The organism is Rhodococcus indonesiensis (assembly GCF_047782815.1).
GTDB classification, from domain to species: Bacteria; Actinomycetota; Actinomycetes; order Mycobacteriales; family Mycobacteriaceae; genus Rhodococcus; species Rhodococcus indonesiensis.
Genome location: NZ_CP180630.1, coordinates 1982179 through 2008641, shown reverse-complemented (window position 1 = coordinate 2008641; position 26463 = coordinate 1982179). Strand labels below are relative to the sequence as shown.

Below are 26463 nucleotides of genomic sequence, written 5' to 3'. Positions count from 1 at the left end.
TATTAGATGCGGTAGACGTCTCCGGCGGACACCGCGTGGACGGGCCCGGAATACTGCTCCTTGGCTTCGGCGATGACGTCCTCGCGCGAGGTCCACGGCGGGATGTGGGTGAGCAGCAACTCTCCCACCTCGGCACGCGCGGCAACGAGCCCGGCTTCGGCGCCGGAGAGGTGGATGCCGGCGGGCCGGTCATCGGGCGCATGGGTCCAGGAGGCTTCGGACAGCAGGACGTCGGCACCGCGCGCGAGGTCGACGACCTCGTCGCACATGCCGGTGTCACCGGTGTAGACGACGGTGCGTCCGGAGTCGCTGGTGATGCGGAATCCGTAGGCCTCGGGCGGGTGGTTGACCCGGCCGGGGCGGATGGTGAGCGCGCCGAAGCGGAAGGCTTCCCCGTCCGCGAGGGTTCGCACGTCCAGGGTGTCGCTGACATCGTCCATCTCACCGGCGATCTCGGCGGAGGCGGCTCCCACGCGGACGCTGGTGTCCGCGGGGCCGTAGACGAGGGTGCGTCCGGTCGGGCGGTTCGGGGAGTAGCGCCGCCAGACGAGCAGGCCCGGTATGTCGAGGCAGTGGTCGGCGTGCAGGTGCGAGAGCAACAGCGAGACCTCGCCGGGATCGGCGTACCGCTGCAGGGCCCCGAGGACCCCGGGACCGAAGTCGATCACCAGGGGCGGGGTGCCGGGGGCGGTGATCAGGTAGCCCGACGCGGCGGAATCCGGCCCGGCCACGCTGCCGGAACACCCCAGGACGGTCATGCGCATGGGCTCATGCTGCCACGTCCCTGTGGTTGCGACGAAGCCAACACGGGTTTTGATCGAGAGATGTCACAGTCGCGCCGACGCTGTGATCCTACCGATCGGTCAGTTACCTGACGGGGGTGCGTCTCACCCGAACGGGGAGCTCGGCACAGCTGGGGAACGCCGCCGGCGACGCTCGTCGGCGGAGAGCAGCCAGGCGGCCAGGACGCCGCCGACGGCACCGAAGAGGTGCCCCTGCCAAGAGACGCGGGGGTCGCTGGGCAGCACGCCCCACAGGATGCTGCCGTAGACGAACAGCACGATCACCCCGATGACGATCTGATTCGCCTGCCGGGTGAAGATGCCGCGCGTGATCAGGTAGGTGAGCCATCCGAAGACGAGGATGGACGCCCCGATGTGCACGAAGCCGGCTCCGGCGGTGAGCCACGTCCCGAGTCCCCCGACGACCCAGATGATCGCGGTGGCGGCCAGGCCGCGGCCGATTCCGGAGACGAGCACGAGGAATCCGAGCACGAGCAGGGGGATGGTGTTCGCGCTCAGGTGCGCCCAGTCGGCGTGGAGCACGGGGGCGAACAGCACGCCCCACAGTCCGTCGGCGCTTCTCGGTTCGATGCCGGCGGTGTCGAGCTCGGCGGGCGCGGCGGCGTCGACGGCCTCGATTGCGTAGAGCAGGGCGACGAACCCGGCGATCAGCAGCGCCGCGCGTTGCCAGACGGGCCGGAGCCCGGGACGGGAACCGTCGGGTACGGTCATGCGCTCGCCCTTCGCGTGTGTCCTGCATGGTGTTCCTGAATTTCGAGCCTACCGACGGGGGCCCTGATCGGCACCGGGCGCGACCGCGTGAAACCGCACTATCCCGGCGGTGCGGTGGCTACCGTGGAGGTCACCGTCGACCCGGGGAGGCAGTCGTGCCCAGAAGCGTCGGAGATCGCTACATCTGCGAGAAGTGCGGTGCGCAGCTCGTCTACGAGAAGGCGTGCCCGTGCAACGAGGAGATGGCACATTCGGAGATCTGTTGCGGTGGCCAGATGAAGCGCGTGTCGGAGGGTGCGCCGGGCTGAGCGCGTCAGCGCGACGTGGTGGTCCCGGTCGCGAAGGCGGAGGGGAACAGGTCGCGGTAGGCGGGGATGCCTGCGACCGCGGTCGCGTGCAGCACCGCGTCCACGACGGCGCGCTGGACGACCTCGGCGGCCACCTCGCAGACGGCGGCCAGCACGGGTAGTTCGGGCGCGAAGGCGTCGGGGATCGGACGTGCCGACGCGGGCACCGTCGCGGTGCCGGTGGCAAGGGCGAAGAGGGTGTCGCCGTCGAGCGGGGAGTGCGCGGGGCGAACGGCCCGCGCGAGTCCGTCGTGTCCGGCGACGGCGACCCGGCGGCAGGCGGCGGCGGTCAGGTCGGCATCGGTGGCGACGACGCCGATGGTGGTGTTGAGGGCGGTACCCTTCGGCGCGAGGGCGTTGGCGGCGGCGATCTCGGCGGCGGCCGGGGCGACGAGTCCGAGCTGAGCGGCCCGGGTGGGCCCGAGGCCCCACGGCAGGCCCGTTTCGGGATCGAACACGGCCCCGACGGGGTTGGCGACGACGAGTGCGGCGACGGTGACGCCGGCGGCGGGGCCGTCGGTCAGGGCCAGGCTCGCGGTGCCGATGCCGCCCTTGAGGGTGCCGGCGCGGGCGCCGACCCCGGCGCCGACGGTGCCGCGCGCGACGGTCGTGCCGGCGGCCGCGGCGGCCCGGTATCCGCTGTCGGCGGAGGGGCGCGCGGTCCACTCCCCCACGGGCAGGTCGAAGACGACTGCGCCCGGCACGATGGGCACGACGGCTCCCGGCGGTCCCATCGCGATGCCGCGCCCGTGTTCCTCGAGCCACCGCATCACGCCGTCGGCGGCGGCGAGACCGTAGGCGCTGCCGCCGGTGAGGAGTACGGCGTCGACGCGCTGCACGGAGTGGCTGGGGTCGAGCAGGTCGGTTTCCCGGGTGCCGGGGCCGCCGCCGCGGACGTCGACGGCGGCGGTGGCGGCGCGGTCGGGGACGACGACGGTGCACCCGGTGGCCCGTCCGGTGCCGTAGGTGTCGTCGGAGCCGAGGGTGACGTCGGTGTCGAGGGCGTGCCAGTGCCCCACGCGCATACCCGCGACGTCGGTGAGCGAGTCGGTGGGTCCGGGCGCGGCCGTCACGGCATGAGCGCCTGGACGAGGGAGTCCTGCATCCAGGTCAGCCAGTGGTAGACGTCGAGGTGGGGGGCTCGCGGGTCGTCCTCGTCGAGCACTTCGGGGGTGTCGTCGTCGATGCCGAGGGTGGTGCCGAGCGCAAGCCGCAGGTCGTTGAGCCCGTACAGCCAGGCGTCGGCCTGCTCGGGGCTGAGAACCACCTTCCCGCCGGATTCGGGGACGGTGCGCAGGATGACGGCTCCGGCGGCGAGCTTGGCGTCGATGATGTCGGGTTCGTGCAGGCTGCGCAGGGCGCCGTTGAGGTCGGCCGATTCGTCGTCGGGATGCACGGTGGCGTCGGCGTCGGGTCGGTGGAAGTCGGGCAGCAGCCGTTGCAGGGCGGGGACGTCCGGCGGGGTGGAGTTGCCGGTGCGCAGACCGGTGAGCGCGGCGAGGTCGTCCTGTGGGGCGCCGGCGGCGCGTTCCTCGAGCATGCCGAGGACGGATGCGACGAGCGAGCGCAGCACCGACGCTTCGTGTGCGTCCATCTCGGATCGCAGCTTCACGCCTCCGAGCGAGTTCTTCCTGCTCCACTGCCGCACGTCGGTCGGCTCCTCCTGGCTCCGCGGTCGGAATTGTCGGCGAGCGGGCGGCCGGTCACTCGGCCCGCTGCATCGTCGCCCACAGCCCGGCGGCGTGCAGGCGTTGCACGTCGTGTTCCATCTTGTCACGCGAACCGCTCGAGACGACGGCCTTGCCTTCGTTGTGCACCTTGAGCATCAGTTCGGTGGCCTTGGCCTTGCTGTACCCGAACAGCTTCTGGAATATGTATGCGACGTAGTGCATCAGGTTGACCGGGTCGTCCCATACGACGGTGACCCAGGGCCGGTCGACGGCTTCGATCTCCTCGACGGCTTCGGCTTCCGCCGGCATTGCCTGCCCTGCCGCCAGGGTGACCGTGGGGAACGAGGCCACGGTAACTGCGTCGGACAGCTCCGTGGGGGCGGTGTCGAACGGGCTTGTCGAGGAACACATCGCCATGTCTCCAGGGTACGGCGTCCGCGCCCGCCGATACAGCGGCATCCCACCGTGCCCCTCTACAGTGAGCGGGTGCCCGATTCCCTTCTTCGGTCGACCACGACGGCGAGTACCGCCCTGTTCACGGACGTCTACGAGCTGACGATGCTCGAGGCTGCCCTCGCGGACGGTACCGGTTCGCGCCCTTGCACGTTCGAGGTGTTCGCGAGGCGTCTGCCGCCCGGGCGCCGGTACGGCGTGGTCGGCGGGACCGGCCGGCTCGTCGACGCGCTCGAGACGTTCCGCTTCGGCGAGGAGGAACTCGCGGTGGCGGGACAGTTCCTCGACGCGTCGACCGTGGAGTGGCTGCGGGGCTACCGGTTCTCCGGCGACATCGAGGGCTACCGCGAAGGCGACTTCTACTTTCCCGGTTCGCCGGTGCTGGCGGTACGCGGCACGTTCGCCGAATGCGTCCTGCTCGAGACGCTGATCCTGTCGATCCTCAATCACGACAGCGCGGTGGCCTCGGCGGCGGCCCGGATGGTCAGCGCCGCGGACGGCCGCACCCTGATCGAGATGGGGTCGCGCCGCACCCACGAGGAGGCGGCGGTCGCGTGTGCGCGGGCCGCGTACCTGGCGGGCTTCGATGCGACGTCGAATCTCGAGGCGGTGCGCCGGCACGGGGTGCCGGGCACAGGTACCGCGGCGCACGCATTCACGCTGGTGCACACGACGGGCGCGGGTCGCGACGAGGCGGCGGCGTTCCGCAGCCAGGTCGAGACGCTCGGGGTGGGAACCACGCTGCTGGTGGACACGTACGACATCACCAACGGGGTGCGCACGGCCGTCGAGGTGGCCGGCACCGGTCTCGGGGCCGTCCGGATCGATTCGGGTGATCTCGGCGTGCTGGCCCGGCAGGTGCGTGAGCAGCTCGACGGGCTGGGCGCGACGAACACGAAGATCGTGTTGTCGGGTGACCTGGACGAGTACGCGATCGCGGGTCTGCGCGCCGAGCCGGTCGACGTGTACGGCGTGGGCACGTCGCTGGTCACCGGGTCGGGCGCACCGACGGCGGGAATGGTCTACAAGCTGGTCGAGGTCGACGGCATCCCGGTGGAGAAGCGCAGTGCCCACAAGGAGTCCCGGGGCGGCGCCAAGCGGGCGGTGCGGTTCGCGCGCCCGACCGGCACGTTGGTGGAAGAGGTGATCTACCCGGCGGAAGCACCCGTCCCGGAGGGTGACGGCGAGGTGGTGCACGAGCTGATGGTGCCTCTGATCTGCGACGGCGAACGGGTCGACGACGTGGCTACGCTGGAGGAGAGCCGGGCGTTGCTCGCCCACGGGCTGATCAGTCTCCCCTGGGAGGGTCTGACCCTGTCGGCGGGTGACGCGGCGGTGCCGACCCGATTCGTGAGGTGAGGACGATGTCGCGGGCGTTGGTCGTCGTCGACGTTCAGAACGACTTCTGCGAGGGCGGGTCGCTGGCCGTGGCCGGCGGCGCCGCGGTCGCCGCCGATATCAGCCGGTACCTGACCGCGCACGCGCAGGACTACGCGCACGTAGTCGCCACCCGGGACCACCACGTCGATCCGGGGGCGCACTTCTCCGACGAGCCGGACTTCGTCGACTCGTGGCCGCCGCACTGCCGCGTGGGAACCCCGGGTGCCGAGTTCCACCCGGCGTTCGACACCACCCGCGTGGAGGCGATCTTCTCCAAGGGGGCGTTCGAGGCCGCGTACTCGGGCTTCGAGGGCAGTCACGACACGGGCGAGTCGCTCGACGAGTGGCTTCGCCGGCACGGCGTCACCGAGGTCGACATCGTGGGCATCGCCACCGATCATTGCGTGCGCGCGACCGCGCTCGACGCGGCGGCCGCGGGGTTCGAGACCCGCGTGCTGCTGCCGTACACCGCGGGGGTGAGCGCGACGACCGTCGAGTCGGCACTCTCGTCGCTCCGCGAGGCGGGTGTGGAGCTGGTGGGACAGGTCGGCCCGCGAGCCTGACGGTGGTGCCCAGTACCCTGGCGCGGTGCCCGAACTCCCGAATGTGCCGGAACTGCTGCGCACCGCGGTGCACGCGCTGGGCGGTAAGGAACGGCGCAGCCAGCTGACCATGGCGTCGGCCGTGGCGCATTCGCTGGACACCGGTGAGCACCTGGCCGTCCAGGCCGGCACCGGCACCGGCAAGTCGCTCGCCTATCTCGTGCCGGCGGTGCGGTATGCGGTGCAGACGGGCCGGACCGTGGTGGTCTCCACCGCGACGATCGCGCTGCAGCGCCAGCTGGTGGACCGGGATCTGCCGCGACTGGCCGACGCGCTGGCGACGGAGCTGGGCCGGCGCCCCCGGTTCGCGATTCTCAAAGGCCGCGGTAACTACCTGTGCCTGAACAAGATTCACACCGGTCTGGCGGAGGAGCCTCCGGTGGACGACCAGTTGTTCGACGCGTTCGCGCTGTCGCGGATCGGCCGGGAGGTGCGGCGGGTCACGGAGTGGTCGTCGACCACCGACACCGGCGACCGGGACGACCTCGTCCCGGGCGTGTCGGATCAGGCGTGGCGTCAGGTGAGTGTCAGTGCCCGCGAGTGCCTGGGCAAGTCGCGCTGCCCGGTCGGTGAGGACTGCTTCGCGGAGATCGCCCGGGCAGAGGCCGGGCAGGTCGACGTGGTCGTCACCAATCACGCCCTGCTGGCGATCGATGCGATCAGCGGGCTGTCGATCCTCCCCGAGCACGACGTGGTGGTGGTCGACGAGGCGCACGAGCTCGTGGACCGCGTCACCGGGGTCGCGACGGCCGAGCTGTCCGGCGGCACCGTCTCGGCCGCCGCCCGGCGCTGCGTGAAACTGATCGAGGACGCGGACGTGGACCGGCTCGAGGGCGCCGCCGAGAACTGGGAGGCGCTGCTCGAGGAGCTGCCGCCGGGACGGTGGGACGAGTTGCCCGAGGGGGCGGGCGCGGCGCTGGCCGCGATCCGGGACGCGGCCTGGTCCGTGCGCACCGCGCTGGGGCCGCCCAAGCCCGGCCTCGACGCCGAGGCCGCCGCCGCCCGCAACCAGGCGCTCGCCGACGTCGACGAGGTGCACGACTGCGCGGTGCGGGTGCTGACGGCCTTCGAGGAGACCGATCCCGCCGCGCGGCGGGACGTCGTGTGGCACGCCGCCGACGAGTTCCGCGGCAACGTCCGTCACACGGTGCGGATGGCGCCGCTGTCCGTCGGTGGCCTGCTGCGCTCCCGGCTGTTCGCCGAGGCGACGGTCGTCCTGACGTCGGCGACGTTGACGGTGGGCGGTTCGTTCGACGCGCTCGCCGTCAACTGGGGGCTGCCGCCGGAGTCGCCGGCACGCAGCGACACGGGTGCAGCGTCGGGGACCGAACCGCCGTCGGACGACGGGGACCTGCGGTGGAACTCCCTGGACGTGGGATCGCCGTTCGACCACGCCAAGTCCGGCATCCTGTACGTCGCCAGGCATCTGCCGCCGCCGGGCCGCGACGGGCTCTCCCCCGCGTACCTGGACGAGATCGCGGAGCTGGTCGAGGCGGCCGGTGGGCGCACGCTCGGCCTCTTCTCGTCGATGCGGGCCGCGAAGGCGGCCGCGGAGGCGATGCGGGAGCGTCTGGACACACCCATTCTGTGCCAGGGCGAGGACGCGACCGGCGCCCTGGTGGACAGGTTCGCAGCCGACGAACCGACGTCGCTGTTCGGGACTCTGTCGCTGTGGCAGGGCGTGGACGTCCCGGGGCCGTCGCTCTCACTCGTGATCCTGGACCGGATTCCGTTCCCGCGGCCGGACGATCCGCTGCTGGTCGCGCGGCAGCGGGCCGTGGAGGCGCGCGGGAGCAACGGTTTCCTGTCGGTGGCGGCCACCCATGCGGCGCTGCTGCTCGCGCAGGGCGTCGGGCGACTGCTGCGGAGCACGGACGATCGGGGGGTCGTGGCGGTGCTCGATCCCCGCCTGGCGACCGCACGGTACGGCGGATACCTGCGCGCGTCGCTGCCGCCGTTCTGGGAGACCACCGATCCACAGGTGGTGCGCAAAGCGCTCACCCGGCTGCGCGGCTGATCGTGCCGCCACAGGTCCGATCCCGAGATGTTCCCGAGATCCCCTGAATTTACGGCTGTTTCGCGGCAGCATCGGAGAAGGCGCAGCGGCCCGGTGGTCGCAGGGACAGGGGCTTTCGGATATGCCACAGGGCATCGTGAAGTGGTTCGACGAGGAGAAAGGGTTCGGGTTCATCGCTCAGGACGGTGGTGGCCCCGACAGCTTCGTCCATTACTCGGAGATCGCCGGCACGGGCTTCCGCTCGCTGGCGGAAGGCCGGCGCGTGGAGTTCGGACTCGGGCTGGGCGTGAAGGGACCTCAGGCGGAGAACGTCCGCCCAGCGTGAGAACGCAGGGCGCTGCCGCCGCCCGCGGTGTTCAGACCCGCAGGCCCACTTCGACAACGGCCTTGGCGACCGAGCGCACGGGTGCCTGATTCCGCCGGGCGTGGCCGCGGATCAGCCGGAACGCCTCGTCCGGGGTGATGTTCCGGGCCTGCGCGATGACGCCCTTCGCCTGTTCGATCACGATGCGCGAATCGAGGGCGGTCTGCAGTTGCGCGTTCAACTGCTCGTGCTGCCGAAGCTTGTTGGCGTTGACGATGTAGCCGGTGGCCATGTCGGCGCACACCTGCGCCGCCGCGATCTCGCGATCCGTCCAGTCACGCGGTTCGCAGGTATACATGTCGAGGGCGCCGATCTTCTCGTCCGCGAGTTGCATCGGGATCCCGGCCACCGCCGCGATCCCGTACTCCCGCGCCTTCCCTGCGAACTCCGGCCACAGGTCCGGCCGTGTCCGTACATCGGCGACCGCGATGGGTTCGCCCCGATCGAACGCGTACCGGCACGGTCCTACACCGGCGTCCTCCTGGCAGCGTTCCATCTTCCCGACCACTTCCGCGGCCGCGGTGACGAACTGCAGCCGGCCCTCGCACTGCAGGCTCACCCCGCAACCGAGCAGGCCCAGAACGGCGGTCACGCCGTCGACGAGTTCGTCGAGGGCCGCGCCGACGTCGTAGGAGGTCGGCAGCCGGCGCGCAAATCGAGACAGTACCGCCATGAATTCGTCCTGGTCGAACACCGGTGCGCTCCTTCCGGTCGCCCCCTCGATAGTGACACAAATCACACAGGTTCCGTGGCACCGCCTACGTCACATCCTCTACCCTGGTAGCCAGAGCTTCCGCCCCAGATCCCGGCGACGCTCGAATCGGAGCCGCCCCGACCCCCGGTGCTCCCCCTCTCGCTCTCCACGCATCGTGTGGACAGGTCTCGGAGAACACCGCGCTAGGCCGGCTGCTCGCCGTTCCACGGCGGTGTACCTCCCGGACATGCTCCGCGAAGAAGGAACACCCATGGTTTACGTCGCTCCTCGCTCGACTCACACCGACGGCTCGCCGCTGCTCTCGGTGCCGGTGATCGTCACCGGCGCGGGCGCCCTCTCGTGCGGGCTCGTCGTCGCGATCAGCCAATCTCTCGCCCTCGGCGTGCTTGCGGCGCTTCTCACCGTCGCAACCGTCGCGGGCGCGGCCCTGATGATCCGCCCCTGATCACCCGATCCGACCGGCTCTGCCGGGCCCACCCGAGCAAGGACGCGATGAACCACCCTGATCACCTCGCCCACCGGAGCACAGCCCCGGGTTCGGCGATGAGCACGATCGAAATCAAGGCTCGTATCGACGCGATGTTCGCGGACGACCACACGCGCGCCGACCGCACACCCGCCGCGGCCCGGCGGCGCCCGGGATGGGCGTCGAGTCGGCGCGGCACCGGAAGCTGACCACCGGCGTTCTCCCGGCGCCGGTGGTCTCCGACCGGATCACCGGCTTCCGGACAGCGCCGCAGGGGGGCGCTTCCGGAAGTCGGTGATCCGTCACTCTCGGGTCACGGTGCAGCGACGAGCGCAGCGCAACCCGACACGTCCCACTTCATCGTGACCGAGGTGCCGTCGGGGACGGAGACGACATCGGTGTGCGACGTCAGAGTCCGGATCAGCGCGAGCCCGCGGCCCCGGCAGCTGTCGCCGGACGCGTCGTCCGGGGTACGCCATCGGCCGTGGTCGGTGACGATCACCTCGACGGAGCACTCGTCGGGTCGGTACACGGCCTCCAGGTCGACCGCACCGAGGCGATCTCCATGCCCGTCGGAGTAGGCGTGCTCGACGACGTTGGCCAGCGCTTCGTAGCTGGCGAGCAGCACGTCCTGGCCCACTTCCGCCCCGAGACGGAGGCGGCCGAGCCAGCGGTCCAGGGCCTGGCGCAGCATCGTCACCTGACCCGGCTCGGCGCGGACCCCGCGATAGAACAACCCGGTCGATGTGAATGCGTGCGAGGCGTCTCGCGAGTACATCCTCCTCCTCGGATCTCCGATGCACCCCGGTCGGGCGCAACGGCTGTATACCCACCGCAGTGCGGTGCTATACCTGGACCCGGGAGTACGCGCACGACAACGGGTAACCGTCCCGATCGGCCGGCTAGGCGAGCACGACCTTGCCCAGCTCGGCGTCCGACGCGAGCAGCTCGTGGTGTGGCAGCGCGCGCACCGTGTAGCCGACCGACCCCGCCATCGGCAACGCGACCTCGACCTCGAAGACCTCGCCGAGCGGGTCCGTACCGGTGTGCCGCATCGGCACCGTCACCACGTCGGACAGGGTGTCGTCGGGCCCGACCCGGCCGACGACGGCCTGCACGACTACGTCGTCGGCGCGCAGACCGCCGAGGTACACGTGAGCCGTCAGGGCGAGCTTGGACCCGATTTCCGGGATGTCCGGCAGTCCGGCGCTGTCGACCTGGGCCACCCGCACGGCCGGCCATGCGGCCTCGACGCGGCGCCGGTAGTGGGCGAGCTGCCGCGCCCCCGCGAACCCGTGGGCGACCGCCTCCCGTGCGGCGGCGGCGGCCGGCGCGTAGTACTGCACGGTGTAGTCCCGGACCATGCGGGAAGCGAGCACCTTCGGACCGAGGTTCTGGAGCGTGTGCCGCACCATCTCGATCCATCGCGTGGGCACCCCGCTGCCGTCCCGGTCGTAGAACCGCGGCAGGACCGACCGCTCGAGCAACTCGTACAGGGCGCTGGCCTCGAGATCGTCCCGGCGATGTTCGTCCATCACCCCGTCGGCGGTGGGAATGGCCCACCCGTTCTCGCCGTCGTACATCTCGTCCCACCAGCCGTCGCGGATGGAGAGGTTGAGCCCGCCGTTGAGGGCCGACTTCATCCCGGACGTCCCGCATGCCTCGAGCGGGCGCAGCGGATTGTTCAGCCACACGTCGCAGCCCCAGTAGAGGTACCGGGCCATGGACATGTCGTAGTCCGGCAGGAAGACGATGCGGTGCCGCACGTCGGCGGCATCGGCGAACCGCACCACCTGCTGGATCAGTGCCTTCCCGCCGTCGTCGGCCGGGTGACTCTTGCCGGCGACGACGAGCTGCACGGGGCGTTCCTCGTCGAGCAGCAGGGCACGCAGTCGTTCCGGGTCGCGCAGCATCAGGGTGAGCCGCTTGTAGGTCGGCACCCGGCGCGCGAAACCGACGGTGAGGACGTGCGGGTCGAACACCCCGTCCACCCACCCGAGTTCCGCCTCGGTGGCGCCGCGCTGGAGCCAGGACCGGCGCAGCCGCCGGCGGATCTCCTCCACCAGCTGCGCGCGCAACGTGTTGCGGGTGGCCCACAGCTCGCGCGGTTCGACCGTCTGCAGCAGTTCCCAGCCCTTGGCCTCCTCCACCCGGTCGGGACCGGCGAGGCGGTTGGCGAACTCGAGCCACTCACGGGCGGCCCAGGTGTGCGCGTGCACGCCGTTGGTCACCGACCCGATCGGGACTTCGCGGGCGTCGAAGCCGGGCCACAGCTCGACGAACATCTCGCGGCTGACCCGGCCGTGCAGCTTCGACACGCCGTTGCAGCGCTGGCCGAGCCGCAGACCGAGATGAGCCATGTTGAACACCCGGGAATCCGATTCCCGGCCGAGGGCGAGGATGCGGTCCACCCCCAGGCCCGGCAGCAGTGCCGACTCGTTCTCGCCGTTCGGGCCGGAGAAGTAGTGCCGGACGAGGTCCGCAGGGAACCGGTCGATGCCTGCGGGAACCGGGGTGTGCGTGGTGAAGACGGTGCCGGCGCGGACGGCGGCGAGCGCCTCGTCGAAGTCCAGACCGGCGCCCGTGACCAGTTCGCGGATGCGTTCGGCGCCCAGGAACCCGGCGTGTCCCTCGTTCATGTGGAACACCTCGGGATCGGGCAGTCCCGCGATGCGCGTGTAGGCCCGGACGGCGCGCACGCCACCGACCCCGGCCAGGATCTCCTGCTTGATGCGATGGTCCTGGTCGCCGCCGTAGAGACGGTCGGTGACCCCGCGCAGCTCCTCGTCGTTCTCCGCGATGTCCGAGTCGAGCAGCAGCAGCGGGACGCGACCGACCTGGGCGATCCACACTCTGGCGGTGAGGGTGCGATGGCCGGGCATGGCGACCTGGATCAGCGCGGGGGTGCCGTCCGCCTCGGTCAGCAGCCGCAACGGCAGTCCCTGCGGGTCGTAGTTCGGGTAGTGCTCGCTCTGCCATCCGTCGGCGGTCAGGGACTGCCGGAAGTAGCCGGAACGGTAGAGCAGGCCGACACCGATGAGCGGCAGCCCGAGGTCCGAGGCCGCCTTGAGGTGGTCACCGGCCAGGATGCCGAGTCCGCCGGAGTAGTTCGGCAGGACCTCGGACACGCCGAACTCCATGGAGAAGTAGGCGATGCCGGACGGCAGCCGGACGCCCTCGTTCTGTTCGTGCTGGTACCAGCGCGGTCTCGCGAGATAGTCGTCGAGATCGGCCGACTCGGCGTCGAGCCGCGCGAGGAACTCCTCGTCCGCGGCGAGCGCGTCGAGGCGGGCCGGCGGCACCTCGCCGAGCATCCGCACCGGGTCCTGCTCGACGCGGCGCCACAGGCCGGGATCAATCGAGGCGAACAGGTCCTGCGTGGGCGTGTGCCACGACCAGCGCAGGTTGACGGCGAGCGGGCCCAGTCCGGCCAGCCGCTGGGGAAGGTGGGCTCGTACGGTGAACCGACGCAAGGCTCTCACCCCGGGAAGACTACCGACAATCCGCCGTATGCGAAGACCGGCAAATACGGCAGGTGTCCGCCGGCCGGGCCGGGTGTCCGGAGGACAGGCCGGGGGCGTTTCCGCACCGCGTCTCGACGGGGCGGTTCGTGCCACCGGGTGATCCCGACGAACGTGCCGACGTTCCTTTCGTTTAGTCACGTCGACCCCGGGTAACAGCTGTGTCGGAACTCCGGCGACACAGCACGTCGCACGAGGGGACGGCGGTGCGCCCCTCCACTACGGTTGGAGACGGGCCGCGTCCGACGGGCTCGTCAGCAGTCCGTGCGAGGAAACGGAGCCAGCGTGACAGACGGAACGGAGCGAGCGTGACAGGTCGAATCGGCATCGACGATGTCCGTCCCGACATCTCGGGAGGGCGACATCCGGTGAAGGCCGTTGTCGGGGAGGTGCTTCCCGTGTCGGCGGTCGTGTGGCGAGAGGGCCACGACGCCGTCGCCGCCACCCTGGCCGTGCGCGGCCCGGGCTCGGACCCGGAGAGCGAGGGAAAGCTGATCCGGATCCCGATGGTTCCCGGTGAGGCACCCGACACCTTCCACGCCGTGTTCACCCCCACCAGTCCGGGACTGTGGACCTACCGCGTCGAGGCCTGGAGCGACCCGGTGACCACGTGGCGGCACGCGGTGGACGCGAAGGTCGACGCCGGGCAGGGCCCGGAAGACCTGGCGAACGACATCGAGACCGGCGCCCGGTTGTTCGAGAAGGCCGCCAGGACCGCGCCGCGTCCCAATCGGCCGGCCCTGCTCGCCGTCGCCGCGGCGCTGCGTTCGGAGCGGCCGCTGTCCGACCGGATCGCGCCCGCGTTCGCCGCGGACATCACCGAGATCCTGCGGGCCAATCCCCTACGTGAGCTGGTCACCCGCGGGAAGGCGTACACCGCCGTGGTCGACCGGGAACGGGCCCTGTTCGGTTCCTGGTACGAGTTCTTTCCCCGCTCGACGGGCGGCTGGAACGAGGACGGCACACCCCGGCACGGTACCTTCGCCACCGCCGCGGCGGAGCTGCCGCGGGTCGCCGCGATGGGATTCGACGTGGTGTACCTGCCGCCCATCCATCCCATCGGCAAGATCAATCGGAAGGGGCCGAACAACACCCTCACCGCCGGCCCCGACGACGTGGGCTCGCCCTGGGCCATCGGTTCCGACGAGGGCGGCCACGACGCGATCCATCCCCAGCTCGGCACGGAGGACGACTTCCGCGCCTTCGTCGCACGTGCGCGCGAACTGGATCTCGAAGTCGCCCTCGACCTGGCGCTGCAGTGCGCCCCGGACCACCCGTGGGCGAAGGAGCATCCGGAGTGGTTCACGGTCCTGCCGGACGGCACGATCGCCTACGCGGAGAACCCGCCCAAGAAGTACCAGGACATCTATCCGGTCAACTTCGACAACGATCCGGACGGCATCTATGCCGAGGTACTGCGCGTGGTGCGGCACTGGATCAGCCTCGGCGTCAAGATCTTCCGCGTCGACAACCCGCACACCAAACCACCGAACTTCTGGGAGTGGCTGATCGCCGAGGTCAAGCGCACCGACCCCGACGTACTGTTCCTGTCCGAGGCCTTCACCCGGCCCGCCCGCATGTACGGGCTCGCCCGGCGCGGGTTCACGCAGTCCTACACGTACTTCACGTGGCGCGTCGCCAAGTGGGAGCTGACCGAGTTCGGTCAGGAGATCGCGGCGAAGGCGGACGAGGCGCGGCCGAACCTGTTCGTCAACACCCCCGACATCCTGCACGAGACGCTGCAGCACGGCGGCCCCGGAATGTTCGCGCTGCGCGCGGCACTGGCCGCCACGCTCGCCCCGTCGTGGGGGGTGTACTCCGGTTACGAACTCTACGAGCACGTCCCGCTGCGACCGGGCAGCGAGGAGTATCTGGACTCGGAGAAGTACCAGCTGCGTCCGCGACGGTTCGACGAGGCCCGCCGCCGCGGGGAATCGCTCGAGCCGTGGATAGCGACGCTCAACCGCATCCGGCGGGCCCACCCGGCACTGCAGCAGCTGCGCAACATCCACTTCCACCACATCGACAACGACGCCCTGATCGCGTACTCGAAATTCGATCCCCGGACCGGGGATTCGGTTCTCACCGTGATCAACCTCAATCCCTTCGGGGCCGAGCAGGGCACCATCTGGCTGGACATGCCGGCGCTCGGTCACGAATGGCACGACCAGCTCACGGTGTTCGACGAGGTCTCCGGCGCGCAGTACTCGTGGGGTCAGGCCAATTTCGTCCGGCTCGAACCCTGGCGCGCGGTCGCGCACATTCTGGCGTTGCCGCCGATCGGGGTGCCGACGCGAACCACCCTCGCCTACAGGAGGAACTCGTGACCGTGCCCCCGACTCGACGCTACTCCCCCAGCCCGCACGACCTGGCCCGGCTGGCGGCCGGCGAGCACCACGATCCGCACTCGGTGCTCGGCGCCCATCCACATCCCGAAGGCACGATCATCCGGGCTCTGCGTCCGCACGCGGAGAAGGTGGCAGTGCGCATCGGTGGCATCGATCATCCGCTCGAGCCCCTCGGTCACGACCTCTTCAGCGCACTCGTCCCGGTGCACGACCTGTCGGACTACCGGCTCGTGGTGACCTACCCGTTCGAGCACACCGTCGTCGTCGCGGACCCGTACCGCTTCCTGCCCACGCTCGGGGAGCTGGACCTGCACTTGTTCGCCGAGGGCCGGCACGAGCGGCTGTGGGAGATCCTCGGGGCGCATCAGCGTGCGTACGAGACCCCCGACGGCCCGGTCCGGGGCACGTCGTTCGCGGTGTGGGCGCCCGGCGCGCGCGGCGTCACGGTCGTCGGCGACTTCGACGGCTGGGGCGGCCGGCTCGCGCCGATGCGGGTCCTCGGTTCCAGCGGCGTGTGGGAACTGTTCCTGCCCGACGTGGAGCCGGGTGCGCTGTACAAGTTCCGGATCCACGGCCGCGACGGTTCCGTCCAGGACAAGGCCGACCCGATGGCGTTCGCCACCGAGGTACCACCGGCGACGGCCTCGGTGGTCAACGAGAGCAGCTACGAGTGGAGCGACGACGCGTGGCTCGCCGCCCGGGCCGACTCGCGCCCGTGGCAGGAGCCGATGAGCGTCTACGAGGTGCACCTCGGCTCGTGGCGTCCCGGTCTCGGATACCGGGAGCTGGCCGACCAGCTCGCCGACTACGTCGCGGAGGCTGGTTTCACCCATGTCGAGCTGCTGCCGGTCGCCGAGCACCCCTTCGGCGGCTCGTGGGGCTACCAGGTCACCTCGTACTACGCACCCACGGCGCGGTTCGGCACGCCCGACGAGTTCCGTGCGTTCGTCGACCGGCTGCACGCCGCCGGCATCGGCGTGCTCGTGGACTGGGTGCCCGCGCATTTCCCGAAGGACGAGTGGGCGCTGGCCCGGTTCGACGGCAGCGCCCTCTACGAACATCCGGACCCGCGCCGCGGCGAACAGCTGGACTGGGGCACGTACGTGTTCGACTTCGGGCGCCGGGAGGTGCGAAACTTCCTCGTCGCCAACGCGCTGTACTGGATCGACGAGTTCCACATCGACGGTCTGCGTGTCGACGCCGTCGCCTCGATGCTCTACCTCGACTATTCGCGGCCCGAGGGCGGCTGGACACCCAACGTGTACGGCGGGCGGGAGAATCTCGAAGCGGTGGCGTTCCTGCAGGAGATGAACGCGACCGTGCACAAGCTCCACCCCGGTGTCGTCACGATCGCCGAGGAGTCCACGGCCTGGCCCGGCGTGACCCGGCCGACCCATGCGGGCGGTCTCGGCTTCTCCATGAAATGGAACATGGGGTGGATGCACGACACGCTCGGGTACATCGGCCGGGACCCTGTGCATCGCACGTACCACCACCACGAGATCACCTTCTCCCTGGTGTACGCGTGGAGTGAGAACTTCGTCCTGCCCATCAGCCACGACGAGGTCGTGCACGGCAAGGGCACGCTCTGGACCCGGATGCCGGGCGGCGACCGCGAGCAGGCCGCCGGTCTGCGCGGACTGCTCGCGTACATGTGGGCCCACCCCGGCAAGCAGCTGCTGTTCATGGGACAGGAGTTCGGCCAGACCGCGGAGTGGTCCGAGGAGCGGGGCCTGGACTGGTGGCAGCTCGACGATCCGCACAACGGACCGCTGCACCAGGGCGTCCACCGGCTCGTGGCCGACCTCAACCGGATCTATCGGGAGCATCCCGCACTCTGGACGCTGGACACCTCGCCGAGCGGGTACTCGTGGATCGACGCCAACGACTCGGCCAACAATGTGCTGAGCTTCCTGCGGCACGGAAGCGACGGTTCGGTCGTCGCGTGTCTGTTCAACTTCTCCGGATCGACCCATTCGGACTATCGTGTCGGATTACCCGAAACAGGACAGTGGTCGGAGATCCTCAACACGGATTCGACGGCTTACCAGGGCAACGGCATCGGCAACCTCGGTTCCGTGACGGCCACGGCACGCTCCTGGCACGGGCGCCCGGCGTCGGCGGAGGTGACGCTGCCTGCTTACGGTGCGATCTGGCTGACGCTGCAGCGGTGACCGCCGTCCTCGGACGACAGGAGAAGACCAGGTGACTCGGACGCGGCTGCCGTTCCGCCTCGCGGTACCGGCGCTGGCCGTGATGGTGCTCGCCGGATGTGCCGCTCGCATCGAGGGCACCGCCGTGTCCATCTACGACAACCCGTTCTCCGTGGCCGGCCTGCCGGTGTCCTCGGGCCCCAGCGGTCCGCGGCCCGGCGCCACGGACGCGCAGGTGACGATCGAGAACTCGGACGGCGGGGACGTCGACGTGCTCGCCGGCAATGCCGTCGCCGACATCGAGGCCTACTGGAAGGAAGAGTTCCCCCGCATCGCCCGAGGAGGGTTCGAGCCCGTCGGCACGATCGTCTCGTGGGATCCCGACGAGCGCGGCCCGAAGTTCTGCGGGGAATCCACCTTCGAATTCGTCAACGCCGCATACTGCAACCGCGACGACGTCATCGGCTGGGACCGCACCTACCTCATGCCGCAGCTCATCGAGACGTTCGGTCCCATGGCGGCCGTGACGGTGCTCGCCCACGAGTACGGCCACGCCGTGCAGTTCAAGGCCGGGACGGTCGCCGAGGACGATCCGGGCATCGTGTTCGAACAACAGGCGGACTGCTTCGCGGGCGCATTCATGCGGCACGTCGCCGCCGGCAACTCGGAGCACTTCCGGCTCAACACCTCGGACGGGCTGAACTCGGTGCTGGCGTCGATGGTGTCGTTCCGCGACAGCGACCCCAACGACCCGGGTGCGATCCACGGGTCGGCTTTCGAACGCGTCACCGCGTTCCAGATCGGCTTCACCGACGGTGCGGGATCGTGCACCCGCATCGACGCCGGCGAGATCGAGTCCCGGCGTGCCGATCTGCCGCAGTTCTTCGACAGTTCCGACGACGGCGAGCTTCCGGTGACCGAGGAATCGGTGGAGGCGCTGATGGCGTCGTTCCGCCGGGTGTTCGATCTGCCGCAGCAGCCGGAACTGGACCTGTCCGGGGCCGACCTCGGCTGTCCGGACGCGAAGCCCACGTCGCCCGTGTCGTACTGTCCCGCCACGAACACCATCGGCGTCGACGTCGAGGAATTGGCGGACCGCGGCACCCCGTTGCACACCGGCGCCGGGGGCATCACGACCGACGTGCGGGGCGACTACGCCGCGTACGTCCTGCTCGCCTCGCGCTACGCGCTGGCAGTGCAGAACGCCGCCGGTCAGTCGCTCGTCGAGCCACGCACGGCGCTGCGGGCGGCCTGCCTCGCCGGTGTGATCAGCGCCGAACTGAGCCCCGACAGCACCGGCTCGCAACCGGCCGAGGACATGGTGTGGCTGTCGCCGGGAGACCTGGACGAGGCCGTCTCCGGTCTGCTGGCCGACGGTCTCGCCGCCAGCGATGTCAACGGCAACACCGTACCGAGCGGATTCTCCCGGGTCGACGCGTTCCGCACCGGGGTCCTCGGCGGGGAGGCCGCCTGCTCAGGGCGCTACCACTGATCCGCCACCGCTGAAGAACGCCCCCGCTGAAAGAACGCCACCGCTGAAAGAACTCAGTGCGGTGGACGATCCGGAAAACGGACCGCCCACCGCACAGGGGACGCCTCAGTACAGTGCCGACGCCAGCTTGCGCCGCGCCGCGACGACGAACGGCTCCGCCGGGTCGAACAGCTCGAACAGTTCGAGCAGCCGCGCACGGGCGGCGTTCCTCTCGTCACCCGCACTGCGGGTCACGAACCCGATCAGCCGCGCAAACGCGGCCTCGGGCTGCTGCGCGAACAGTTCGGCGTCGGCCGCAGCGAGCTGCGACTCGAGATCGGCCGGGGCGGCGTCCGCCCGGGCGATCGCGTCGGCCGGCACCGACTGTGCGCGGGCGAGGAACCGGACCTGCCGCAACGCGGCCAGAGCGTCGGCATTGGCGGGCTCGGAGTTGAGGATCAGCTCGTACGCCGCTTCGGCACCGGCCAGGTCCCCCGCTTCGAGGGCCTGCTCGGCGGCGACGAATCGCGGATCCTCCGCCGGTTCCTCCGCGGCGTCGGCACCGGGCGGACCGGACAGCTTGCCGGCGACCGCGTCCTGGATGGCGTCGAGCCATTGCCGGAGCTGCGGTTCGGGCTGGACGCCCTGGAAGTCGGCGAGGGGTTGTCCCGCGGCGATCGCGACGACGGTCGGCACGGACTGCACGCCGAACGCCTGAGCGATCCGCGGGTTGGCGTCCACGTCGACCTTCGCGAGAACCCAGTTGCCGCCGCCCTCGTGCGCCAGCTTCTCGAGAACCGGTGAGAGCTGCTTGCACGGGCCGCACCAGGTGGCCCACAGGTCCACGATGACCGGGACCTGCATCGAGCGCTGCAGCACCTCGGCCTCGAACGTGGCCTCGGTGACGTCGACGACGGGCGCGAGGCCGGTCGCGGTGCCGGCGCCGGAGTCGGCCGGCGGCGGAGATGGGGGTGCGGTGGCCCGCTCTTTGAGGGGCGCGAGATCCACCGCGCCGGACATTGCCGCGGCGGTCGCGGCGGAACGTGCTGACGGACGGGAACCTGGTCGAGTCACGGTGTCCAGTCTGTCACGTTCCGCGCGACAGGTGACAGCAGGTCAGGCGAGTGCGGGCGCGTCGGCCGGACGCGTTTGCGCGGACAACTCCGCGAGACGCCCGGTACGCACGGCCCACCACTCGAAGACGATCGTGCCGAACGGCGGGATGGACGAGATCAGAGCCAAGCCCGTGGTGACCAGGTTCCACTTCAGCGCCCGTGCGGTGAGGAGAGCAACGAGGACGAAAGCGACGAACACGCCGCCGTGCAGCGGCCCGAAGATCTTCACGCCGATCTCGTTGCCGTTCTCCGGCAGGTACTTGAACGCCATACCGACGAGCAGGCCGGCCCAGGTGAAGGCCTCGAGAATTGCGACGAAGCGGAACCGCTTGGCCGGGGTGCTGAGATCGAAGAAGTTCGCCATGTACACCATTGTGCCGATCGACTACGACGACCTGTCGTTGCTGTGAGAGACGTCACGGCCCCGACGCGCTGCGCCGAGGCCGTGACAGGAGTAGTGAGTAGCGGTTTACGCCTTGGGGACGCGGACGATGAGGGCGTCGCCCTGCCCGCCGCCGCCGCACAGGGCCGCGGCCCCGACGCCGCCGCCGCGGCGGGCCAGCTCGAGGGCCAGGTGCAGCACGATCCGCGCCCCGGACATCCCCAGCGGGTGCCCCAGCGCGATCGCCCCGCCGTTGACGTTGACCCGCTCCGGGTCCAGGCCCAGCTCGCGGGTCGAGGCGATCCCCACCGCGGCGAACGCCTCGTTGATCTCCACCAGGTCCAGATCCTTCGGGTCGATGCCCTCCCGCGCGCAGGCCTTCGCGATCGCCCGCGCCGGCTGCGACTGCAGCGTCGAGTCCGGACCGGCGACCACCCCGTGCGCGCCGATCTCGGCCAGCCAGGACAGCCCGAGTTCCTCGGCCTTGGCCTTGGACATCACCACCACCGCCGCCGCGCCGTCGGAGATCTGCGAGGCCGACCCGGCGGTGACGGTGCCGTCCGGGGCGAACGCCGGACGCAGCTTCGCCAGGGACTCGGCGGTGGTGTCCGGGCGGATGCCCTCGTCGGCGGCGACGACGAGCGGGTCGCCCTTGCGCTGCGGGATCGACACCGGCACCACCTCGGCGTCGAACAGCCCGTCCTTGTGCGCGCGGGCCGCCCGCTGGTGGCTGGCGGCGGCGAAGGCGTCCTGCTCGGCGCGCGAGACCGCCGCCGCGCCGGTGTTGGCGGACTCGGTCAGGGCGCCCATGGCCTGGTCGGTGAAGATGTCGTGCAGCCCGTCGAAGGCCAGGTGGTCGCGCAGGGTGACATCGCCGTACTTGAACCCGGCGCGGGACTTTTCGAGCAGGTGCGGGGCCTGGCTCATCGATTCCTGGCCGCCGGCGACGACGACGTCGAACTCGCCCGCGCGGATGAGCTGGTCGGCCATCGCGATCGCGTCGATGCCCGACAGGCACACCTTGTTGATGGTCAGGGCGGGGACGTCCATCGGGATGCCGGCGGCGACGGCGGCCTGCCGGGCCGGGATCTGCCCGGCGCCGGCGGTGAGCACCTGCCCCATGATCACGTACTCGACCTGCTCGGGGGCGACCCCGGCCTTGGCCAGGGCCCCGGCGATGGCGACCCCGCCGAGGTCCGAGCCGGAGAAGTCCTTCAAGGCGCCCTGCAGACGCCCCATCGGGGTCCGGGCTCCGGCAACGATGACAGAACTGGTCACGAGGGTTCCTCCGGTGGTGGGGTCACGGCTCCTGCGCGGGGCTGCGGGCGGACGAGCCCCATCCCGACGCATACTGATCTAACGTTAGCGCTAACGTCTTTGTTCATGACTGAGACGTCCCCCACTTCGACTCCGCTTGCGGCTCTGAGCTCCGGGCTCGTGACCGCCATCGATCACGTCGGCATCGCGGTCCCCGACCTCGACGCCGCTCTCACCTGGTACGCCGAGAACCTCGGACTCGTCTCGACCCATGAGGAGGTCAACGAGGAGCAGGGCGTGCGCGAGGCGATGCTGTCGGTTCCCGGCTCGCCGGCGGGCGCGACCGCGATCCAGCTGCTCGCCCCGCTGAACGAGAACTCGACGATCGCGAAGTTCATCGACCGCAGCGGCCCCGGTCTGCAGCAGCTCGCCTACCGCGTCAGCGACATCGATGCCGTGTCCACCGAGCTCCGCGCTCGGGGCGTGCGCCTGCTCTACGACGCCCCGCGACGTGGCACCGCCGATTCGCGCATCAACTTCCTCCACCCCAAGGACGCCGGCGGCGTACTGGTCGAACTCGTCGAACCGGCCGCACACGGATCGCACTGACAACCCGCGTCTCGCCCGGCCGACCCACCCGGTTTGCGCTGCCGCAGCATTAGCACAACGACGCGGCACGCGCAGCTCCGGCTGCCGCGAGCAGGTAGATTGGCGCCATGGTTTTCGATCGCGATCGCACCCCCAGCCACCTGCCCTTCTCCATCGTGCGCAAGGGTTTCGACCGCGACGAGGTGACCAACTACTTCGCCAGATTCGAAGCCGAGCTGCGCGTGACCGCGACGGACCGGGATGCGGCCGCCGCCCAGGCTCGCGACCTGGCGAGACAGCTGGAGAACGCTCGCAACGAGATCGACGAGTTGCGCAAGGATGTCGATCGTCTCTCGGTGCCGCCCACCACGGCCGAGGGTATGAGCGACCGAATCTCCCGCATGCTGCGCCTCGCCTCCGACGAAGCGTCCGAGCTGCGGGCCCGGGCCGAGGCCGATGCCGCCGAGATGATCTCCCTGGCCGAACAGGAGGGCATCCGGTTGCGCGGGGACTACGAGGCGATGATCGCCGAGCTCGCCGAGCGGCGTAAGGCGTTCGAAGCCGAGCATGCCCGGACGATGTCCGAGGCACGTGCCCATGCCGCCCGGATCATTGCCGCCGCCGAAGCCGAGCGCGATCGTCTCGCGGCGGAGGCGGAGGCCAAGCGGGACCAGGTTCAGCAGGATTTCGAGATCGCCATGAGCGAGCGCCGCAGCAAGGTCCTCGGCGCTCTCGACGAACTCGAACGATCCAGCAAGGCCGAGGCCGAACAGCGTCTCGAGATCGCCTCACGCGAGGCGGCGCGCCGGCTCGAGATCGCCACCGAACAGTCCGAACGGAAGATCGCCAACGCTCGCGATCTGACCGAGGAATTGCGGGTGCTGCGTGGCCGCATCCTCAGCCAGCTGGACGGGGTGCGCGGTCAGCTCGAGGCGGTGCCGTCGATGCTGGCGGCTGTGACGCGCGAGGGTGAGCTGCTCGACCGCGACCGGGACACCACGTCCACCACCGAGGGCGACACCGAGGCGACCACGGAGATCGCCACCGAAGAATCCGAGAAGGAACCGGCCACCGAGGAACTACCGGCGGGTGGCACGTCCGAGGACAGCGGCCGGAAGAGCGGCGCGGGCGAGCAGGAGAAGCGAACCGGCAACGAAGCACAAGCACCTGCGACCGACCGGCTCGGCCGGTCACCCGCGGTGGCCAGCAAGGTCCGCAACTGACTCGCTGTCCGAACCACGACTGAGTCGCCGTCAGGACCACGACGGCGAGCCGTCAGGACCAACGACGGGTCGGGCCGCGGGTCCCGCGGCCGGCCCAGCAGCCGTTGTGCCAGTGCCGGCGTTCGTCTGCTCCCCCTATGTCGTCGGTGGGCCAGGCGACCACATGCGGCGTTCCCGGCGCGATCTCGTGATCGCATCCGGGGCACCGGTAGGCCTTCGTGGCTCGCGAGCCAGGGACAGTGCGCACGGTGTAGCGCTCGGATTCCGCACCCGACGGGCCCGATTCGGTACGGGACGTCGCCCCGGAGAACGCCGACGCGCCGGTCTCGGGCCGGCGCCTGCGCTGTGATCGGGGGGTGTTGCGGCGAGGCATCTCAGAACAGCCGGAACTCGTTGCTCTCGGTGCCGCGCAGCGCCTCGTAGTCGAGTACGAGGCAGCGGATGCCGCGGTCGGTCGCCAGGGTCTTGGCCTGCGGCTTGATCTGTTGTGCCGCGAAGACTCCGCTGACCGGGGCGAGCAGCGGGTCCCGGTTGAGCAGCTCGAGGTAGCGCGTGAGCTGTTCGACGCCGTCGATCTCGCCGCGTCGCTTGATCTCGACGGCTACCGTGCCGCCGTCCGCGTCCCTGCACAGCAGATCCACCGGGCCGATGGCCGTCGGGTACTCACGCCGGACGAGGGTGTAGCCGCGCCCGAGGGTTTCGACGTGCTCGGCCAGCAGTTCCTGCAGGTGCGCCTCCACCCCGTCCTTGATCAGGCCGGGATCCACGCCCAGTTCGTGACTGGAATCGTGCTCGATCTCCTCGATGGTGATGCGCAGTTGCTCACCCGCCTTGTTCGTCACCACCCACAGAGCGTGCGCCTCTTCCGCAGACTCCTCGACCAGCCGACACGGCGGACTCATCCAGTTCAGGGGCTTGTAGGCGCGGTCGTCGGCATGCACACTGACCGATCCGTCGGCTTTGACCAGGAGCAGCCGACGCGCCATCGGCAGGTGTGCCGTCAGACGTCCGATGTAGTCGACTCGACAGCGGGCAATCACAAGGCGCACGTTGCCACCCTAGAGGATCGCCCCGGACTACTCTCGAACGACCATGCCTCGCACTCGCCGCATCTCGCCACTCGGCTCGCCGCTGCTCGGCGCACCCGCGGAATCCGTCCAGCGCCAACGGGTTCGCGTGCAGACGTTGCTCACCCTGCTGTTGCTCGGCACGAACATCGCGGGAGCTGCGATCACGGCGGTGCTGATCAATGTCGTCATCCCGGGCCCCTCGGTGTTGCGCCCGGAGTTCGTCGTCGTCACCGGTGTCGTCGCGCCGGTCTACGTCGTGGGGGCGATCGTCCTGGGAACGATCGTCGGGACGCGGCGTGGGCTCGCGCAACTGCGCTGGATCCTCGAGGACCGGGATCCCACACCGGAGGAACGTCGCGCCACCATGCGGTTGCCGATGCGGCTCACCGCCCAGCAGGGCGCGTTCTGGGTCCTGGGGCTGGTGCTGTTCGCGACCGCCTTCGGGGTGCTCGATCCGCGCACCATCCCGAAGGTCGCATTCACCATCGCTCTCGCGGGACTGACGGTGTGCGGTTTCGTCTTCCTCTTCAGCGAGTTCGCACTGCGGCCGATCGCGGCCCGGGCCCTCGAGGCCGGCGCGACCCCGCGGCGCCGCCTCACCGGTACCAGCGGACGCATCATGGTGGCGTGGGTGCTGGGCAGCGCCGTTCCCGTCATCGGATTGATGCTCGTCGCGGTCTTCAGCTTCGTCCGTCCCGTGTCGCCCGTACGCTTCGCGGTGACAATCCTGACGATCGGCGGACTGGCGTTGGTGCTGGGATCGCTGCTCATGTTCCTCACCGCCCGGAGGAGCGTCGCGCCGATCGAGTCCGTGCGGGCCGGCATGGCCCGTATCGAGCGGGGTGACCTCGATGCGGAGGTCGTCGTCTACGACGGGACGGAACTCGGAGAGCTGCAGGCCGGATTCAATCGCATGGTCGACGGCCTGCGCGAGCGCGAGCGGATCCGCGACGTCTTCGGTCGGCACGTCGGTCAGGATGTCGCTCGGGCGGCGCTGGCGTCGTCACCGCGCCTCGGCGGCGAAGAACGTGATGTCGCGGTGCTGTTCATCGACATCATCGGTTCGACGGCGATGGCGGCGGATCGTCCGCCGACCGAGGTCGTACAGTTGCTCAACCGCTTCTTCGAGGTCGTGGTCGAGGAAGTCCATCGGGCCGGGGGCTTCGTCAACAAGTTCGAGGGCGACGCGGCCCTGGCAATCTTCGGTGCACCGGTGGCAATGGACGATCCCGCAGGCAACGCCCTCGCGGCAGCCCGGACGATGGCACGACGACTGCGCACCGACGTCCCCGAGTGCGACGCCGGTATCGGGGTCGCAGCCGGACTCGCGGTGGCCGGAAACGTAGGGGCTCACGAGAGATTCGAGTACACGGTCATCGGCGACCCGGTGAACGAGGCTGCGCGACTCTCGGATCTGGCCAAGACGATCCCCGGCCACGTCGTCGCCTCGTCCCGGGCGGTTCGGGCGGCCGCCGAACACGAGCGCACGAGGTGGTCGCCGCAAGGCGAAGTGACCTTGCGCGGACGGTCGGAAGTCACCCGCCTCGCGGTGCCGTCGGCGGAGTGATACCGCCGGCACCGACAGGGTCGGTCGAGCAGGGTCCATCGAGACAACGGACAGACCCGGAAATGCCGGAAGCCCCCCGACGGTGTCGGGGGGCTTCCGGTAACGGGTGTTCGGCGGTGTCCTACTCTCCCACACCCTGTCGGGTGCAGTACCATCGGCGCAGACAGGCTTAGCTTCCGGGTTCGGAATGGGACCGGGCGTTTCCCTGTCGCTATGGCCGCCGTAACTCTGTGAAACTGT

Annotated in this window: 26 protein-coding genes and 1 rRNA gene; 13 read left to right on the top strand and 14 right to left on the bottom strand. The window is 70.2% G+C overall.

Annotation, left to right across the window (positions count from 1 at the left end; genetic code table 11):
• Positions 1-2: 2 nt before the first annotated feature.
• Both ACM26Y_RS09435 and ACM26Y_RS09430 read right to left on the bottom strand, forming a co-directional pair.
• Positions 3-764: a cyclic nucleotide-degrading phosphodiesterase gene (locus ACM26Y_RS09435; protein WP_371383376.1), complete on the bottom strand. Its 762-nt coding sequence runs from the start codon at positions 762-764 to the stop codon at positions 3-5.
• 123 nt (positions 765-887) lie between these two features.
• Positions 888-1514: a rhomboid family intramembrane serine protease gene (locus ACM26Y_RS09430; protein WP_371383377.1), complete on the bottom strand. Its 627-nt coding sequence runs from the start codon at positions 1512-1514 to the stop codon at positions 888-890.
• Positions 1515-1669: 155 nt separating this feature from the next.
• Between ACM26Y_RS09430 and ACM26Y_RS09425 the strand changes: the two genes are divergently transcribed.
• On the top strand, positions 1670-1822 hold the full coding sequence (locus tag ACM26Y_RS09425) for a hypothetical protein (RefSeq protein ID WP_193788823.1): 153 nt from the start codon (positions 1670-1672) through the stop codon (positions 1820-1822).
• Between the two features lie 5 nt (positions 1823-1827).
• Here ACM26Y_RS09425 and ACM26Y_RS09420 read toward each other — a convergent pair whose 3' ends face one another.
• The 3 genes from ACM26Y_RS09420 to clpS are packed head-to-tail and all read right to left on the bottom strand — an operon-like array spanning position 1828 to position 3948.
• Positions 1828-2934, bottom strand: coding sequence for a P1 family peptidase (locus tag ACM26Y_RS09420; protein ID WP_416063299.1), 1107 nt, complete (start codon positions 2932-2934; stop codon positions 1828-1830).
• Entirely contained in the window at positions 2931-3509 is a 579-nt protein-coding gene (locus ACM26Y_RS09415) for a DUF2017 domain-containing protein (protein ID WP_003938820.1), read from the bottom strand. Before ACM26Y_RS09415 ends, ACM26Y_RS09420 begins: the two co-directional genes overlap by 4 nt.
• Before the next feature lie 55 nt (positions 3510-3564).
• On the bottom strand, positions 3565-3948 hold the full coding sequence (gene clpS / locus ACM26Y_RS09410; protein WP_003938819.1) for an ATP-dependent Clp protease adapter ClpS: 384 nt from the start codon (positions 3946-3948) through the stop codon (positions 3565-3567).
• Between the two features lie 48 nt (positions 3949-3996).
• On the opposite strand from clpS, the gene ACM26Y_RS09405 reads away from it, so the two are divergent.
• From ACM26Y_RS09405 to ACM26Y_RS09390, 4 genes are all read left to right on the top strand, one after another.
• Positions 3997-5343: a nicotinate phosphoribosyltransferase gene (locus tag ACM26Y_RS09405; protein WP_416063298.1), complete on the top strand. Its 1347-nt coding sequence runs from the start codon at positions 3997-3999 to the stop codon at positions 5341-5343.
• Positions 5344-5348: 5 nt separating this feature from the next.
• Positions 5349-5927: an isochorismatase family protein gene (locus ACM26Y_RS09400; RefSeq protein WP_416063297.1), complete on the top strand. Its 579-nt coding sequence runs from the start codon at positions 5349-5351 to the stop codon at positions 5925-5927.
• Positions 5928-5952: 25 nt separating this feature from the next.
• The gene (locus ACM26Y_RS09395; RefSeq protein WP_416063296.1) at positions 5953-7983 is read left to right on the top strand and encodes an ATP-dependent DNA helicase; all 2031 of its coding nucleotides are present in this window, start codon (positions 5953-5955) and stop codon (positions 7981-7983) included.
• A gap of 121 nt (positions 7984-8104) precedes the next feature.
• Positions 8105-8308: a cold-shock protein gene (locus ACM26Y_RS09390; protein ID WP_416063295.1), complete on the top strand. Its 204-nt coding sequence runs from the start codon at positions 8105-8107 to the stop codon at positions 8306-8308.
• A 31-nt stretch (positions 8309-8339) separates the two neighbouring features.
• On the opposite strand, the gene ACM26Y_RS09385 is transcribed toward ACM26Y_RS09390, so the two are convergent.
• Positions 8340-9041: a GAF and ANTAR domain-containing protein gene (locus ACM26Y_RS09385; protein WP_003938814.1), complete on the bottom strand. Its 702-nt coding sequence runs from the start codon at positions 9039-9041 to the stop codon at positions 8340-8342.
• Positions 9042-9312: 271 nt separating this feature from the next.
• On the opposite strand from ACM26Y_RS09385, the gene ACM26Y_RS09380 reads away from it, so the two are divergent.
• Both ACM26Y_RS09380 and ACM26Y_RS09375 read left to right on the top strand, forming a co-directional pair.
• Entirely contained in the window at positions 9313-9507 is a 195-nt protein-coding gene (locus ACM26Y_RS09380) for a hypothetical protein (RefSeq protein ID WP_003938813.1), read from the top strand.
• Positions 9508-9605: 98 nt separating this feature from the next.
• Entirely contained in the window at positions 9606-9737 is a 132-nt protein-coding gene (locus tag ACM26Y_RS09375; protein WP_235157647.1) for an AMP-binding protein, read from the top strand.
• A 104-nt stretch (positions 9738-9841) separates the two neighbouring features.
• On the opposite strand, the gene ACM26Y_RS09370 is transcribed toward ACM26Y_RS09375, so the two are convergent.
• Positions 9842-10306, bottom strand: a complete 465-nt coding sequence (locus tag ACM26Y_RS09370; RefSeq protein WP_416063294.1) for an ATP-binding protein — start codon at positions 10304-10306, stop codon at positions 9842-9844.
• A gap of 124 nt (positions 10307-10430) precedes the next feature.
• A complete protein-coding gene (gene glgP, locus ACM26Y_RS09365; protein ID WP_416063293.1) occupies positions 10431-13010 on the bottom strand; it encodes an alpha-glucan family phosphorylase in 2580 nt (859 codons plus the stop codon).
• A 347-nt stretch (positions 13011-13357) separates the two neighbouring features.
• Here glgP and ACM26Y_RS09360 point away from each other — a divergent pair, with 347 nt between their 5' ends.
• The 3 genes from ACM26Y_RS09360 to ACM26Y_RS09350 are packed head-to-tail and all read left to right on the top strand — an operon-like array spanning position 13358 to position 19042.
• The gene (locus ACM26Y_RS09360) at positions 13358-15376 is read left to right on the top strand and encodes an alpha-1,4-glucan--maltose-1-phosphate maltosyltransferase (RefSeq protein WP_003938806.1); all 2019 of its coding nucleotides are present in this window, start codon (positions 13358-13360) and stop codon (positions 15374-15376) included.
• Positions 15373-17571 carry a 1,4-alpha-glucan branching protein GlgB gene (glgB, locus tag ACM26Y_RS09355; protein WP_416063292.1) on the top strand — a complete coding sequence of 733 codons (2199 nt, stop codon included), beginning with the start codon at positions 15373-15375 and terminating at the stop codon, positions 17569-17571. The genes ACM26Y_RS09360 and glgB overlap by 4 nt, the downstream gene beginning before the upstream one ends.
• 31 nt (positions 17572-17602) lie before the next feature.
• On the top strand, positions 17603-19042 hold the full coding sequence (locus tag ACM26Y_RS09350; RefSeq protein ID WP_416063291.1) for a metallopeptidase: 1440 nt from the start codon (positions 17603-17605) through the stop codon (positions 19040-19042).
• Between the two features lie 105 nt (positions 19043-19147).
• On the opposite strand, the gene ACM26Y_RS09345 is transcribed toward ACM26Y_RS09350, so the two are convergent.
• The 3 genes from ACM26Y_RS09345 to ACM26Y_RS09335 form a co-directional block, all read right to left on the bottom strand.
• The gene (locus tag ACM26Y_RS09345; protein WP_416063648.1) at positions 19148-20041 is read right to left on the bottom strand and encodes a tetratricopeptide repeat protein; all 894 of its coding nucleotides are present in this window, start codon (positions 20039-20041) and stop codon (positions 19148-19150) included.
• Between the two features lie 96 nt (positions 20042-20137).
• Positions 20138-20509: a DUF3817 domain-containing protein gene (locus ACM26Y_RS09340; RefSeq protein WP_416063290.1), complete on the bottom strand. Its 372-nt coding sequence runs from the start codon at positions 20507-20509 to the stop codon at positions 20138-20140.
• Positions 20510-20605: 96 nt separating this feature from the next.
• Entirely contained in the window at positions 20606-21796 is a 1191-nt protein-coding gene (locus tag ACM26Y_RS09335) for an acetyl-CoA C-acetyltransferase (protein WP_416063289.1), read from the bottom strand.
• A 105-nt stretch (positions 21797-21901) separates the two neighbouring features.
• On the opposite strand from ACM26Y_RS09335, the gene mce reads away from it, so the two are divergent.
• Entirely contained in the window at positions 21902-22384 is a 483-nt protein-coding gene (mce, locus tag ACM26Y_RS09330; protein ID WP_054375345.1) for a methylmalonyl-CoA epimerase, read from the top strand.
• A gap of 107 nt (positions 22385-22491) precedes the next feature.
• On the top strand, positions 22492-23586 hold the full coding sequence (locus ACM26Y_RS09325; protein ID WP_416063288.1) for a hypothetical protein: 1095 nt from the start codon (positions 22492-22494) through the stop codon (positions 23584-23586).
• A gap of 52 nt (positions 23587-23638) precedes the next feature.
• Here the strand turns inward: ACM26Y_RS09325 and ACM26Y_RS09320 are convergent, their stop codons facing one another.
• Together ACM26Y_RS09320 and nucS are read right to left on the bottom strand one after the other, a co-directional pair.
• Positions 23639-23959 (bottom strand): ATP/GTP-binding protein, encoded by a 321-nt coding sequence (locus ACM26Y_RS09320; RefSeq protein WP_416063287.1) that lies wholly within the window; start codon positions 23957-23959, stop codon positions 23639-23641.
• 1 nt (position 23960) lies between these two features.
• The gene (gene nucS / locus ACM26Y_RS09315) at positions 23961-24635 is read right to left on the bottom strand and encodes an endonuclease NucS (protein ID WP_054375343.1); all 675 of its coding nucleotides are present in this window, start codon (positions 24633-24635) and stop codon (positions 23961-23963) included.
• 43 nt (positions 24636-24678) lie between these two features.
• Here nucS and ACM26Y_RS09310 point away from each other — a divergent pair, with 43 nt between their 5' ends.
• Entirely contained in the window at positions 24679-26223 is a 1545-nt protein-coding gene (locus ACM26Y_RS09310; protein WP_416063286.1) for an adenylate/guanylate cyclase domain-containing protein, read from the top strand.
• 108 nt (positions 26224-26331) lie between these two features.
• Here the strand turns inward: ACM26Y_RS09310 and rrf are convergent.
• Positions 26332-26448 (bottom strand): 5S ribosomal RNA (rrf, locus tag ACM26Y_RS09305).
• Positions 26449-26463: the final 15 nt, after the last annotated feature.